Below are 14,121 nucleotides of genomic sequence, written 5' to 3'. Positions count from 1 at the left end.
CGCTATGCGTTGTCTGAGAGTCGCTCAAGAGAGGCGTTCGTCGGGCAGCGCGAGGAAGTCGATGCCGTCCTGGAGCGCGAGCCGATCCGACTGCTCTCCGATCGGACCCGCCAGGTGTCCGTTGGCGCGCACGCCGAGACGTCGCGGTCCGGTGAGGGCGTGATAGACCGCGAACTGCCCGCGAGGATCGACGGCGGGGTCGAGCACGGCGGCGCTGACGTGCACGGGAAGACGCAGGCGTCGTGCCGCGATCGCCGCGTCGAAGTAGTCGAGCACGGGTCGCGCCTCGGGGTGGCGGCGCACGTGCTGACGGACGGCTTCTCCGCTGCCGGTGCATGGCCGCGTCAGACGCACATCGTGGTCGCCGAAGCTCGGCACGTCCAGGGCGGCGCGGCGGAACCGCGCGTCCCAGGGGAGGGCCATCGCCCCGATCCCGCCGCCGAAGCTTCCACCGCTGAAGTCCAGCGCTCCGGTGACGGTGGGCACCATGTCGAGGAGGACGGTCGCCGCGCGCCAGATGTCCGCCGCGCTGAAGCGGTGCGAGTAGGTGTCACGGTGCGCGATGCCGGAGAGCACGTGCTCGTCGGGGAGAGCGGGGAATCGGCTGCGGATGCCCGCATGTGTCCCGGGTGCGACCGGGAAGATCGCGGCGGTGTCGGCCGGCACGCGGTCGAGGTCTGGGCCGGTGCGGCCGCCATAGCCGTGTCCGACCACGAGGCCCCGACGCGCATCCGCGATCGAGTGCGGCACCATCGCGTAGGCGACGGCCTGCTCTTCGGCGGAGGAATGGAAGCGGATCTCGGCGATGCGATGCGTCGGGGTGGGGGCGATGTCCTGAGCGAACTCCCACGCGACGGGGCCGACGCCGAACTCCTGGAACGTCGACTCCCAGAAATCGTCGAAGTCGTCGGGCTCCGTCGGTGGTGCCGGCGGGGTCAGCAGAGTGCTCAATGAGTACTCCGTCAGTTCCTCGGGAGAGTCCTGTGTCACCGCGGTCTTCCTTTCTGAAAGGGCCTGCCCGTCGACGCTACCGGCGCAGCGCGGGGGAGCGGCGTCGGGGGCCGGTGAGGCGGATCCATTGACATGATCGCATATGAATTGCAGTATGTGGATCATGGATTCAATAGCTGGCAATGGAGCCGAAGAGAACCCCCTGCTGTGGAGCCGCCGCTCCGTGCTGCGCATGCTGGTGATCGCCGGGGTGCTTCCCCCGGTGCTCGGATCGCAATCCGGGCTCGCTCCTGCCGCGGCCACGGAGCTCACGACGACCGGTGGCGCCTATGCGGATGCGCTCCGTCGCCTGGACAAGCCCAATCTGGCCGTCACACAGGTCGCCCAATTGGTCGGACAGAACCATCGGATGACGTTCTTCCAGGCGACCTGGGACGGCGGCGCGAGCATCGTGCGCGACCTGGAGGTCAAACACAACGGCGGCTGGCTGCAGATCACCGATGCCGCCCACCGCTTCGACGAGCAGTGGCTCGTGCTGGAGGGGACGCTGCCGGCGGGGAGTGCGCCCGAGCTCTACGGCCCGTTGACGCCGAGCTGGCTCGGATTCACCTCCTATCAGCTGCTCGGTCCGCAGGCGATCGAGCTGACCACGAGTACGGACGATTTCGACCTCGTCGTGCGGTGGCGGTTGGAAGGGGCCAACCCGGAGGCGCACTACGTGCTCACGGCGAAGACCGCCGGCGACTACATCGTCGGTTATCAGAGCCAGGACGCCAGATCGCTCGACGATCTCGACGAGGTGCTGTGCGGCTCGTACCAGCATGCGCTCTCGGTGCTCGACGGCTCGGCGCCCCTGGGCGCGTGGGAGCTCTTCGCGCCGATGGCGCTGACCCAGTACTCCGTGGGAGATGTCGCCGTGACCTCGGGGGTCTACCTGCCGGCCGAGGTGGCCGAGTTCGTGCACGAGCGACAGCTGATGTCGGACCGGCAGCCCTACGGGATGAGCCTGCGCAACGACAGCCTCGACATCGTGCCGTCGATGTACTCGCCGCAGCCGGGGCTGCGCACGGCGATGGCGGTCGGCGAGCAGCGCGGCTTCGCGTTCGGGATCGCGTCCCGCGCCGACACCCTGTACGGCACCTATACGCAGCTGTGCCGGAACGAGTACGGCCTGACCGCGTACCGCCACAACGTCTACGACCGCTCGCTGACGGATGCCGTGCACGCGATGACGGCGCTGATCGCCGTGGAGCCGAGCGGAGACGACTCGGTCGACTACATCCCCTCCTACTCGGGGTGGTGGAACCGCGCCAAGGGCTTCGTCGACGTGGAGAACGAGGATGCCGTCCGTGCCGCAGCCAGTGGTGTGGTGCTCGCGGCGCACTACCTGACGGGTACTGCCGACAGCACCCTCTACGACCGCCGTGCGCGGCCGCTCGTGGAGTATCAGCTCTCCCGCAAGGGGATCGGGCACTCCCCGATGATCGGCAGCCCGGTCTACAACGACACGACGCAGTACCGGATCGGGAGGATCCCCACCGATGCCGTGAACCTCGCATCGCTGTACCAGCTCACCCACGGCCGCAACGCCGGCATCCAACGGCTCGCGGTGCAGGCGACCAAGGCCGGTGTCGTCGGCCAGAGCAGGGCGCCGTTCTCGAACGCGCTGGCGACCTATCGCGTCACCGGGGATCCGGCGTATCTCGCGGAGGCCACGCTGATCGCCCGGCGGTACTCGCAGGAGCAGATCCTCACCCCGTATCGCAGCAACGGGCAGCCGCCCGGCGGATTCGCCTACAGCTTCTCGAAGTACTGGGTCGACCTGTTGGAGATGTTCGAGGCGACGGGCGAGGCCGAGTTCCTCGACGGGGCCTACCGCGAGGTGCAGCGCTTCATCACGCAGACCGCGGTGCGCCCGGTCCCCGACACGAACGTCACCGTGCCTGTCGGGTCCGTGATCAAGCAGCAGTACGACTGGGAGTCGCGCTCCTCGCTTCCGTCGTACCCGACGACGAACGCACCCGCCGAGACGGTTCCGGCCTGGTACGTCTCGCCCTCCGGCCTGACGTTCGAGGCGCTGTCGTCGTTCAAGCTCGGCACCAGCACGCTCACGAATCCCGGCGGCGGCTACGTGTTCAACCCGTGCTGGGCGGGGGCCCTGCTGCGCCTGGCTCATCACACCGGAGACGAGCTGCTCGCCGACATCGCGCACAACATGGTGATCGGCCGCTTCACGACCTACCCCGGCTACTACGGACGCCAGTTCCAGGTCGCGCACATGAAGCCCGACTTCGCGACGAGTGGTCCGGTGGGGATCACCGGGTACTACTTCCATCACGCTCCGGCCCAGCTCGGCCTCGCGATGGACTACCTGATCAGCGAGAGCTTCTATCGAAGCGGCGGCGCCATCGAGTTCCCGCACGTGTTCGAGGCGGACTTCGCGTACTTCAAGTTCTTCGCCTACGGGCACGCGCCCGGAACGTTCTTCGGCGAGGCCGGCGTATGGCCGTATCTCCCCGAGGGGCTGGTCACGCTCGACAACCCGCTGATCAACTGGATCGGCGGCGTCGGCAACGGGGCCCTGTACCTGAGTCTCACCAACTCCGCCGGTACTGCGCAGCAGGTGGTCGTCGATCTCGCCACCGATCTGACCGGGCTGCCCCGCAGCTCCTCGACCGCGGTCGAGCTGGTCGCCTCGAACGGCGCGCGCTCGACTACGGCTGCCCAGACCGGCCGGGTCACCGTCACGGTGCCCGCCCACGGACTGGTGGCCCTCGTCGTGCGCAACGTCGAGGTACAGCGGCCGGGGCTGCCGCTCGACGACATCGCCGACCACGGTCGCGACAGCTTCCACGAGATCGACTCCGATCCTGCGACCGAGTACGGCATCGCGCGGGGGATGCTCCTGGTGCGTCCAGACCGGCAGGGCTACGACGCCTATGTGCAGATCGACACGGAGCAGCAGGCCACGCTGTCGTACCGCATCGGCACACAGTCCGTGCAGCAGGCTCCGCAGAAGGCGTATCCGTTCGAGTGGACGATCCCGGTCGACGACCTCACCAAGACCTTCAGATACACGATCACCTCGGGAGGATCGACGACGCCCGAGGTCACGCTGCAGCTTCCCGGACGGATCAGCGGCGCGAACCCGGGGCTCGCGGGCGACGTCATCGCACAGGCGACCGGAACCGCGGGCGACCGCGTCCCGCTGATCATCGAGGTGCGCAACGCGACCGACGACCCGATCACCGGAACCGTGGCGGTGACCCTGCCGTCGGGTTGGCAGCTGGAGGGCACCGTCCCTTCGATCTCCGTGCCGGCACAGGGTTCGGCGCGGGTCGAGTCCGCGGTCGTGATCGCGGCAGCAGCAGCGCTCGGCGAGGTCGAGGTCAAGGCGAAGCTGTCGATCGCGGGAGAGGACCCTGTGACGCTGCGGCCCGCCGCGATCGAGGTGATCGACCGGCGCCGGCTGGTGTCGCTGACGTCCGACGTCGAGATCGTCAGCGGGCCGGGAGCGGTCGCCAAGCTGACCGCTCTGGTCATCAACACCGGGGTGACCCCGCTGCAGGGAACCCTCGCGCTCTATGGCCTCACCGGGTGGAGCGTCGGGCAGCAGAGCACCACCATCACGGTGCCGCCGAGGTCGGATCTGACCCACACCTGGACGGTGACCGCCGGATCGGGCGTCGCGCCAGGCACTTCGACTCGGTTCGAGGCGCGGTTGGATCAGACCCTGCGTCGCGGAGTGCTCGTGCGGATCGCTGATGAAGGTGTGATCGCGCACACCCAGTCTCCGTGGCCCGGCTACCTCGAGGCCGGCAACTGGTACCCCAGCGGGTTGTCCGGATGGAACGGCACGCGCACTCGCTACAGCGACTCCGATTCGGTGGGCAGCACGGTGACCTGGAACGCGCACCTGCCGCAGGCGGGGCTGTATCGCGTCTCGGTCTGGTATCCGACGAACGCCACCACGACGACCTCTGCTGCGTACATCGTCGGGCATCAGAGCGGCAGCACCGAGGTGATCGTGAACCAGACGGAGGGGGCCGCGGCCTGGCGCTCGCTCGGTACCTTCCGCTACGGCGCTGATGCCACCGGAACCGTGCGGCTCGAGGTGCGCAACACGAGCATCCACCGTGTCAGCGCCGCGCAGTTCGTCCGCGTCGGCGACTGACACGACCCGCGACACCAATGACGAACGGGTGGGTGGGACCGGAAGGAATCCGGTCCCACCCACCCGTTCGTGGTCGAGACGAGAAGAGGCGTCAGTGCCGGACGTACTCCTTGATCGCATCTTCGTCGACCGTGACGCCGAGCCCGGGTCCGGTCGGGACGATGAACCCGCCGTCGGCGCGCACCTCGAGCGGTGTCGTGAGCAGGCGGTTGGCGACCGGGAGAGTGAACGGCTGGTACTCGAACGCGAGGAGCGAGGCGGCGCTCGCCGCGACGTGCACGCCGGCAGCCATCGCGATGCCGAAGGCGGCCGAGTGGTGCGGGGCGACCTGCACGTGGAACGCGTCGGCGACCGCCGCGATCGCGAGGCCCTCGGTGATGCCGGTGCGGCCGATGTCGGGCTGCGTGAGTCCGACAGCGCGACGGGTGAGCCAGTCGGTGAACTCGAAGCGGCTGCGCATCGCCTCGCCCACCGCGATCGGGGTGGCGAGCGCGGTCGCGAGGTCACGGTGCCCCTCGACGTCTTCGGGAGCCAGCGGCGCCTCGAAGAACCATGCCTTGCGCTCGTCGAGCTCGCGGCCGAGAGTGCGTGCCTCGCCGAGCTGGTAGGTCCAGTGCGCGTCGAGCGCGACGTCGAGCTCGGGGTGCACTCCCCGCACCGCGTCATAGGTGGCGAGGTCGGTGCGGATGTCGACGCCGAGGTGCAGCTTGATGCGGCGCACGCCGCCTTCGACGAGCTCGGCTGTCTTCTCGGCGCGCTCGACGTCATCCACGCCGCGGATCCCCGAGACGTAGGTCGGCAGCACCTCGTGGAAGCGTCCGCCGGCGAGTTCGGAGACCGAGAGGCCGGTGGCGTGACCCCAGAGGTCCCACAGGGCGATGTCGACGGCCGCCATGGCGTCGGCCTGGTGGCCGGTGAGGTGTCCGCGCTCACGCATCGACTCGGTCATACGGTGCCAGAGCGTGCGCACCGAGCGCGGGTCCTCGCCGATGATGAGCGGGGTGAGCAGGTTGTCGACGATCGCTGCGGCAACGACCGGCGCGACCGGAGCGAGGGCCTCTCCCCAGCCGACGAGGCCTTCATCGGTCTCGATCTTCACGAGCAGCGTCTCGTAGCCGGGGGAGTACAGGCTCCGCCACGGCGGTCGGATCACGTATCCGCGGTGGTCGACCGCGGTGTCGCCTGCATAGGAGTTGTTCGCCTCCTCCTTCGAGAGGTACAGCGGGAAGGTCTGGACGCGCGTGATCTTCACAGGGGTCTCCAAAGACATCGATGGTCGAGCGGCCGGCGGCGGGGTGCCGCGGTCAGGGGATCAGAGGGTCGCGAGGCGTCGCGGCGGGGATCAGAGCGCCGCGAACGCCGATGCGGTGCGGGAGGGGCTGTACCCGAGGGCGACGGAGATCTCGTCGGCGGCCTCGATCAGCTGCAGGGCGAGTTCCTGGTGAGAGGCGTGCAGATCCAGCACCGAGAGAGGCCCGCTCGCCGAGAGGCCGGCGACGATCTCTCCCGCGCGATTGCGGATGGGGGCGGCGATGCACGCGCGGCCGAATGCGAGCTCCTCGATCTCGGTCGCGTAGCCGCGGCTGCGCGACTCGTCGAGGGCGATCTGCATCGCGGCGCGGTCGACGATCGTGTGCGGGGTGAAGCGCTGGGGCGTCTGCGCGAAGTACTCGTCCACCTGCTCGTCGGTCATACCGGAGAGCAGTGCCTTGCCGATCCCGGTCGCATGCAACGGACCGGTGCGCCCTGCCATCGCGAACGACTTGGGCGCGAGCGCACCCTCGAAGTTGCAGAGGTAGGTGAAGGTGAAGCCGCTGAGCTCAGCGACGTTCACGCCGATCTCGATCTTGCGGGCGAGGTTCTGCGCGATCTGCCGCGAGGCGCGGAAGATGGGCGAGCCGTTGAGGGCGATCGTGCCGAGCGCCACGGCAGCGGGGCCGAGGCGGTAGAGCCCGGTGCGGGCGTCCTGCACCACGAACCTCATGCGGTCGAGCGCCGACATCATGCGCGAGACGGTGGACTGGCCGAGCCCCGTGAGGGTGCAGAGTTCGGAGACCCTGAGCTCACCCGCCTCTTCGGTGAAGCATGCGAGCAACGACATCGCTCGTTCGACGGTCTGGGTGCCGCCCACCGATTCCGATGCCATGGTCACTCCTCCTCAGTACTGCCGCCGCGGATGCGACGCTGCGGCTGGTCGCCGCTGCCAGTCATCCTATTCAGTGAAATGGCTTCGAGCAACACAAATGTGGGTGTCTTATGCATTTTGTGGATTTCGCATCCGCATTGTGGTTGAATAGCCCCACGTCGACGTCGACGACTGTGACGACGATGCGCAGGGCCCCACGCGGGGTCGTCTCTACGGGAAAGTGACTGCAATGCAACAAGCCATACTCGAGCGGCCCGCCGAGAGCGAGCAGAAGGCCGTCGAGCCACGCTCAGGGCGACGCTCCACGCTGGGCGCGAAGGATCGCACCTTCGGATTCATGATCGCACTTCCCGCGGTCCTCCTGTTCCTCGTGATCGCGATCTTCCCCCTCGTGTCGAGCATCTTCACGAGCCTCTTCGATCAGTCGCTGCTACGCCCGGAGCGCACCTTCGTCGGCCTCGACAACTATGCGGCCGTCTGGGAGGAGTTCTTCGCCCGACTCGGCACGACTCTCGTGTTCGCCTCGCTCGCGACGGTCTTCCCCCTCGTGCTCGGTGTGGCACTCGCGTTGCTGCTGAACGCCCGCATGCGTGGCCGCAACATCCTGCGCGGTGCTCTGATGCTCCCGTGGCTGCTGCCCGGTGTCGTCGTCTCCTTCCTCTGGGCGTGGATCTTCAATGACAGCTACGGCGTGGTCAACCACGTCCTCGCAACCTTCGGACTACCCGAGATCAGCATGCTCGGCACTCCGACCGGTGCCATGGCCGCCGTCGTCATCGCCAAGACCTGGCACTCGTTCCCGTGGATCATGGTCGTCGCCCTCGCCGTGCTCCAGACACTGCCGAGCGAGCAGATCGAGGCCGCCACGATCGACGGAGCAACCCGCGCGCAGCGGTTCCGTCACATCTCGCTGCCGCACATCGCCGGCCCCGTCACGCTCGTCGCGGTGCTGGAGTTCATCTACAACTTCGGCAACTTCGACACGATCTTCGTGATGACGGGCGGCGGGCCGGGCAACTCGACGACGACGCTCGCGGTGAGCCTCTACGATCTCGCGTTCGGCAGCTACGAACTCGGCAAGGCTTCCGCGATGGGTGCCCTCTGGCTCGTCCTGCTCGCGATCATCACGAGCGGATACCTGTTCCTCAACCGTCGGCTGGAGAAGTGATGCGCCGTAGTCGTGATGTCGGGGAGTCGATCATCCGCCCCCACCTGTCCATCCCGGGACGCGTCCTGCTCCTGCTGCTGGCCCTGTTCGGCCTGCTGCCGGTCTACTGGCTCACGGCGACCGCGTTCACGAGGAAGGAAGACGTCTTCTCCGCGGATCGTCCGTTCTTCCCGGTCAATCCGACGATCGAGAACTTCGTCGGCTTCTTCCAGAACGACCTGCTGCTGAAGAACCTCCTGAACAGCATCATCGTCTCCACCGGCACCGCTCTGCTCGCGGTCCTGGTCGGCGGTCTGATGGCGTACTCGCTCTCGAAGTTCCGCTACCGCGGACGCAACGCCATCATGTTCATGTTCCTCATCGGACAGCTGATCCCCGGTGCCCTGCTGCTCATCTCGCTGTACCTGATGCTGAGCTCGGCCGGACTGCTCTACACCTACACGGCGCTGATCATCTCGTTCACGACTTTCACGCTGCCGCTCGCGGTGTTCCTGCTGAAGGGCATCATCGACGCCCTTCCCGATGACATCCTCGAGGCTGCGAAGGTGGACGGACTCTCGCGCACCGGGACGATGTTCCGCATCGTGTTCCCGCTCGTGGTCCCCGGTCTCATCACTGCGGGCATGTTCGCCTTCATGCGCGGCTGGAGCGATCTCCTCTTCGCGCTCACGCTCGCCGGCCCCGACAAGCAGACGCTTCCGGCGGGACTGACCCAGGCGTTCATCCGAGAAGGCACGGCCGACTGGCCGGCGCTGATGGCGGCATCGCTCATCACCTCCCTCCCGCTCGTCATCATCTTCGTCCTCCTGCAGCGCTACTTCGTCTCCGGCCTCGCGGCCGGAGCGGTCAAGGGGTAGTCATGCGTCCCGAACAGCTCGTCCCCCTCATCCCGAAGGAGCACTCCTCATGAACATCTCGAACTCGCAGCTGAGCCGCCGAGCCTTCCTCGGAGGCGGTACCGTCCTCGCCGCGTTCGGAGCGCTCGCGCTCGCCGGCTGTGCGACGCCCGCTGCCCCCGGCACCGGCGCCGGTGCCACGGCCGCAGCCGCGACCAAGGCCAAGACCATCAACTTCTACGGCAACTCGCTCGGCGAGGAGGCCCTGAAGTCGGCGTGGCAGGGGATCCTCGACGGCTTCTCGAAGCAGGAGGGCGTCAAGGTCGCCCCGGTCATCTACCCGTACGACCAGGCAGCCACGCAGCTGGCCCTGACCGGACGCTCCGGCAACCTCATGGGTGTCGGTCAGTCCGGCGGGTGGCAGGTGCTCACCCCGATGAACGTGCTCGCAGACCTCACCGACCTCGCCAAGGGGCTGGGCATCCCGCAGGGTGTGCTCGACTCCTACACGATGGACGGCAAGCTGCTCGTGCTGCCGCTGACGGCTGCCGGCATCGGCATCATCACCAACGGCGAGATCGCGAAGAGCGTCGGCATCAAGTCGGGCATGACCGTGGAGCAGTTCGCCACCGCGCTCGAGAAGATCAAGAAGCAGGACTCCTCGCTGATCCCGTACGCGGCGGTCACCAAGAACCCGGACCTCAAGGACGCCGTGCCGTGGATGTGGGGCTTCGGCAGCGACGTCGTCACCGACGACCTGAAGTGCACCCTGGGAGACGCCGAGAGCGTCAAGGCCGTCACCTGGTACAAGTCGCTGCAGGATGCCGGCCTCACACAGACGAACGTGGCGCGCAGCGATGCCCGCATCCTGTTCGCGAGTGGCAGGGCAGCCCTGTACGACGACGCACCGCTCGCGTCGACCTTCGTCAAGACGAACGGCGCGGCGCAGGACATCATCGACAACATCGGTGCCATCTCGCGCCCGACCGTCGGTGGCAAGGACTCGTTCAACCGGGCCTGGGGCAGCGGTGTCTTCGCGACGGCTGGCGAGGGCGAGCTCACGAGCCGTGACTTCATCCTCTACGCGGCGACCAACGTCGAGGCAGCGACCGCGCTCTACGAGAACTCGGCGGTCGCTCCTGCCGCCAAGAGCGTGGCTGACAAGATCCCCGCTCTCGCGGCCGACAAGTTCCAGGGCGCGTTCCGCACCGAGGTCTCCGAGCACGCTCGCGGGGCCGCATGGGACCGCGTCGCCGTCACGGCCCAGATCGACGCCGCCATCGGCGCTGGTGTCGCGACGATCCTCGCCGGTCAGGTCGAGGCGCAGGCCGGCCTCAACGCCCTGAAGAAGGAAGTGCAGGGGCTGCTCGACGCCAACTCCTGACCTGCCAACTGCTTCGAATCGCGTGAATGGTCGTGTTCCCACCGGGGACGCGGCCATTCACGCGATTCGTACGTCCGCGGCGAGGTACAAGAACCACGATGAAGGCCGCGTCCCGACACGGGGACGCGGCCTTCATCGTGCGAACCGGCGGTTCAGAGCCAGCGGTCGCGCAGTACGGGCTTCAGCCAGGCGGCGGGGGACGAGATGGACAGGCCGCCGTCGACGGGGATCGATGCTCCGGTGATGAAGGACGCGGCGTCGGAGGCGAGGAACGCGACGACCGAGGCCACCTCCTCCGGCCGGCCGATGCGTCCGAGGGGGTAGCCCTCGCTCTCGCCGGTGTCTATCGCTGAGATGCTCCCCGGCTGCACGGCGTTGACGCGGATGCCCTGGGGGCCGTAGTCGAGAGCCAGCTGTCGGATGAGGCCGTCGACGCCCGCCTTGGCGGCCGCGTAGGCCGGCAGGGCGGGGGCTGCGAGCGACGAGTTGACCGAGGTCACGGCGACGATCGACGAGCCCCGCGTGAGGCGTGGCAGTGCCGCCCTCGCCACGAAGAACGCCGAGTCGAGAGTGGCGCCCAGCGCGCCGCGCCAGTCCTCGTCGCTCGTGGCTTCCGCGCGCGCGATCGGCATGCGGCCGGCCGCGAGCACGACGAGGTCGAGTCGACCCAGCGCCTGCTCCGCATCGGCGACGGCGCGGTCGGCCGCCTCGGGCCTGCTGCAGTCCGCGACGAGGTACCGCTCGAAGACCGGATCCGACGACTCCTCGAGCCCCACTCCGACGACGGCATCGCCGCCGTCGGAGAAGGCGCGGGCGATCGCGAGACCGATGTCGGAGCTGCCGCCGATCAGCAACACGCCGCGGCGGGTCACACGCGCACCGTGGCGGGGATCGGCGGAAGGGCGAGCTCGTCGATCACGAGCTTGACCGATGCGCGGCTGCCGGCGTCCAGCCGCGAGGCCGGATAGCGCACGGTCGCGTGGTCGATGATGCCGCGCGCGACGAGAATCTCCTTGTGCACCGCCCACGCGATGCCGCCCTGCAGACCGATGAGCACGAGAGGGAGCATACGACGGAACTCGGCGCGCGCCTCGTCGACGCGCCCCTCCACGAACTGCGCGAGCACCGGACCGAGCAGGTCGGGGAACTCGCAGGCCGGCATCGTGCCGACGGCGCCCCTGGCGTACTCCTCCAGGCAGAACTGCGCGTTCTGTCCGCCGAGCACCGCGAAGTCCGGGTCGTCGATCGCCGAGACGACGGCGCCGACCTTGGGGGCGGTCGGCGGCGCTTCGACCTTGACGGAGTCTACGCCCTCCAGGCGGGCGATCTCGGCGATCAGCGCCGGCGCCATCACGACACCGGTGACCCCGGGGGCGTCCTGCACCATGACCGAGAGGGAGGTGGCGTCGGCGACGTCGCCGTAGAAGTCCACGAGCGTCCCTGCCGGCGGCTTCACCATGAACGGCGGCAGCACCATGAGCGCGTTCGCGCCGCCCTCTTCCGCGAGGAGCGCCTGCTCGATCGAGGTCGCCGTGGAGGTGCCGTTGACGCCGGCGATCACGGGGATCCGGCCGTCGACCACGCGGACGACGTCGTCCAGGATCGTGCGCCGCTCGTCAGTGGTGAGGGCGAAGCCCTCGCTGGCCATGCCGAAGACGGCGACGCCGTCGACCCCGGATGCGAGCTGGAACTCGACCAGTCGGCGCAGGCTTTCGCGGTCGAGGGCGCCCGACTCGTCGAAAGGAGTTGCCAGGATGGGCATCAAGCCGTGGAGTGTCGGAGCCATCAGCTGTTTCCCCGCTTCATCATCGTGTGTCCACATTTCTCGCAAGTGTTATGCATATTGTGAGATAGTCTGCCACATAACGGTTACGAGCTACCAGCGAAGGATGACCCGGATGTCGCACACCCAGACCGCCCGAACCGTCGAGATCCTCTCCGACGCCCGATATGTCCAGGCCGAGTCGCCGCGTTGGGACGGTCGCGACGGGAGCCTCGCCTGGATCGACATGGCCACCGGGTCTCTGCACCGCGGTCGGTTCGAGCAGGGGAAGCTCGTTCCTGAGGCCGCAGTGGTCGTCGGTGCGCAGATCGGCGCTCCGGTCCCGCTCGCGCAGCCGCGGGCGGGCTGGCTCGTCGGCGTCGATCGCCGCGTGGTGCACGTGAGCGACGACGGTGTCGTCACCCCGCTCACGGATGACATCGCAGGGCCGGGCGACTACATGAACGACGGCGGTGGTGACCCGTCCGGGCGCTTCTGGGTGGGCAGCCAATCGATGCCCCGTGACCCGCACTGCACGCTGTGGAGCATCGGCCCAGACGCGGAGCCGATCGCGCGCCTCGACGGCGTGACCGTCTCCAACGGCCTCGCCTTCGATCGCACGGGCACGACGCTGTATTACATCGACACGCTTCCGCACCGCAGCATCGAGGCGTTCGACGTGGCACCCGACGGTGAGCTCTCGAACCGCCGCACCGTGTGCCGGGTCGAGGGCGGCAACCCCGACGGTATGGCGATCGACCTCGACGGCATGCTCTGGGTCGCGGTGTGGGATGCGTCCGAGGTGCGTCGCTACTCGCCCGCGGGTGAGCTCGTCGAGACGATCGTCCTGCCGGCGAAGCGGCCCACCGCCGTGGCACTCGTCGACCGACTGCTCGTGATCACGACGGCCAGCATCGGGCTGACGGATCCCACCGACGCCGACGGCGCACTGCTCGGCGTGCAGGTCGATGTCGGCGGCGCGCCCGCTTTCCCTTGGGGCGGCAGCGCGCCGATCGTCGACGGCGAAGAGGCGGCAGCGCTGTGAGCACCGTCGACAACGCGCAGCTGCAGGAGCGGCTGCGCAGCACGCGGCTCGTCGCGATCCTCCGCGGGACCGACGTCGACGCCACGATCGCTGCAGCACGGACGCTTCTGGAGACGGGAGTGCTCACCCTCGAGATCGCACTCACCCTGCAGGACGCGGAGGAGGCGATCGCCCAGGTGGTGCAGGATGCTCCGCCCGGGGCGCTGATCGGCGCCGGCACGGTGCTCGACGAGGCAGACGTCGATCGTGCGGTCGCCGCCGGAGCGCAGTTCATGGTGACGCCCACCCTCAGCGCCTCCGTCCCCTATGCGGTCAGCCAGGGCATCGGCGTGCTTCCGGGCGTCTACACGCCCACCGAGATCCAGCGGGGCCACGACCTCGGCAGTGCGGCCGTGAAGCTGTTCCCGGCATCGGCACTCGGCTCCGGCTTCATCCGCGCCGTACGAGATCCCTTCCCACAGGCGCGGATCATCCCGGTGGGAGGCGTGAGCGTCGACACCGTGGGCGAGTTCCTCTCCGCAGGCGCCTTCGGCATCGGAGTGGGAGGACCCCTCGTCGGCGATGCCGCGACCCCCGGCGGCGACCTCGAGGCTCTCGCCATCCGCGCCAGGGCGTTCGTGCAGGCCGTGCAGACCGGTTGACCGGCCCACTCCAT

Annotated in this window: 11 protein-coding genes; 6 read left to right on the top strand and 5 right to left on the bottom strand. The window is 68.4% G+C overall.

Annotated elements, in window-relative coordinates; all coding sequences use genetic code 11:
* Positions 1-24: 24 nt before the first annotated feature.
* Positions 25-990 carry an acetylxylan esterase gene (locus tag ACIQTX_RS15000; RefSeq protein ID WP_402973457.1) on the bottom strand — a complete coding sequence of 322 codons (966 nt, stop codon included), beginning with the start codon at positions 988-990 and terminating at the stop codon, positions 25-27.
* A 124-nt stretch (positions 991-1,114) separates the two neighbouring features.
* On the opposite strand from ACIQTX_RS15000, the gene ACIQTX_RS14995 reads away from it, so the two are divergent.
* Positions 1,115-5,125: a hypothetical protein gene (locus ACIQTX_RS14995; protein ID WP_402973454.1), complete on the top strand. Its 4,011-nt coding sequence runs from the start codon at positions 1,115-1,117 to the stop codon at positions 5,123-5,125.
* Between the two features lie 91 nt (positions 5,126-5,216).
* Here the strand turns inward: ACIQTX_RS14995 and ACIQTX_RS14990 are convergent, their stop codons facing one another.
* Both ACIQTX_RS14990 and ACIQTX_RS14985 read right to left on the bottom strand, forming a co-directional pair.
* Complete coding sequence (locus ACIQTX_RS14990; RefSeq protein WP_402973451.1) at positions 5,217-6,377, bottom strand: mandelate racemase/muconate lactonizing enzyme family protein; 1,161 nt, start codon at positions 6,375-6,377, stop codon at positions 5,217-5,219.
* 90 nt (positions 6,378-6,467) lie between these two features.
* Positions 6,468-7,271, bottom strand: coding sequence for an IclR family transcriptional regulator (locus ACIQTX_RS14985; RefSeq protein ID WP_105526786.1), 804 nt, complete (start codon positions 7,269-7,271; stop codon positions 6,468-6,470).
* A gap of 229 nt (positions 7,272-7,500) precedes the next feature.
* Here ACIQTX_RS14985 and ACIQTX_RS14980 point away from each other — a divergent pair, with 229 nt between their 5' ends.
* From ACIQTX_RS14980 to ACIQTX_RS14970, 3 genes are read left to right on the top strand one after another with little or no spacing between them, the layout of a single operon-like run.
* The gene (locus ACIQTX_RS14980; RefSeq protein ID WP_051251216.1) at positions 7,501-8,439 is read left to right on the top strand and encodes a carbohydrate ABC transporter permease; all 939 of its coding nucleotides are present in this window, start codon (positions 7,501-7,503) and stop codon (positions 8,437-8,439) included.
* Positions 8,439-9,296: a carbohydrate ABC transporter permease gene (locus ACIQTX_RS14975; protein WP_051251218.1), complete on the top strand. Its 858-nt coding sequence runs from the start codon at positions 8,439-8,441 to the stop codon at positions 9,294-9,296. The genes ACIQTX_RS14980 and ACIQTX_RS14975 overlap by 1 nt, the downstream gene beginning before the upstream one ends.
* A 49-nt stretch (positions 9,297-9,345) precedes the next feature.
* Positions 9,346-10,659 (top strand): hypothetical protein, encoded by a 1,314-nt coding sequence (locus tag ACIQTX_RS14970; protein WP_402973445.1) that lies wholly within the window; start codon positions 9,346-9,348, stop codon positions 10,657-10,659.
* A 152-nt stretch (positions 10,660-10,811) separates the two neighbouring features.
* On the opposite strand, the gene ACIQTX_RS14965 is transcribed toward ACIQTX_RS14970, so the two are convergent.
* Both ACIQTX_RS14965 and ACIQTX_RS14960 read right to left on the bottom strand, forming a co-directional pair.
* Complete coding sequence (locus ACIQTX_RS14965; protein ID WP_402973443.1) at positions 10,812-11,531, bottom strand: SDR family NAD(P)-dependent oxidoreductase; 720 nt, start codon at positions 11,529-11,531, stop codon at positions 10,812-10,814.
* A complete protein-coding gene (locus tag ACIQTX_RS14960) occupies positions 11,528-12,421 on the bottom strand; it encodes a dihydrodipicolinate synthase family protein (RefSeq protein ID WP_402973440.1) in 894 nt (297 codons plus the stop codon). The genes ACIQTX_RS14965 and ACIQTX_RS14960 overlap by 4 nt, the downstream gene beginning before the upstream one ends.
* 136 nt (positions 12,422-12,557) lie before the next feature.
* Here ACIQTX_RS14960 and ACIQTX_RS14955 point away from each other — a divergent pair, with 136 nt between their 5' ends.
* Complete coding sequence (locus ACIQTX_RS14955; protein ID WP_402973438.1) at positions 12,558-13,466, top strand: SMP-30/gluconolactonase/LRE family protein; 909 nt, start codon at positions 12,558-12,560, stop codon at positions 13,464-13,466.
* Positions 13,463-14,107, top strand: a complete 645-nt coding sequence (locus ACIQTX_RS14950) for a bifunctional 4-hydroxy-2-oxoglutarate aldolase/2-dehydro-3-deoxy-phosphogluconate aldolase (protein ID WP_402973435.1) — start codon at positions 13,463-13,465, stop codon at positions 14,105-14,107. Before ACIQTX_RS14955 ends, ACIQTX_RS14950 begins: the two co-directional genes overlap by 4 nt.
* The last annotated feature ends 14 nt before the right edge of the window (positions 14,108-14,121 follow it).

The sequence above is a fragment of the Microbacterium sp. NPDC090281 genome, from assembly GCF_044769635.1.
Classification (GTDB): Bacteria; Actinomycetota; Actinomycetes; order Actinomycetales; family Microbacteriaceae; genus Microbacterium.
Note: the sequence above shows the minus strand (reverse complement) of the source record. Positions and strands in the feature narration are given on the sequence as shown.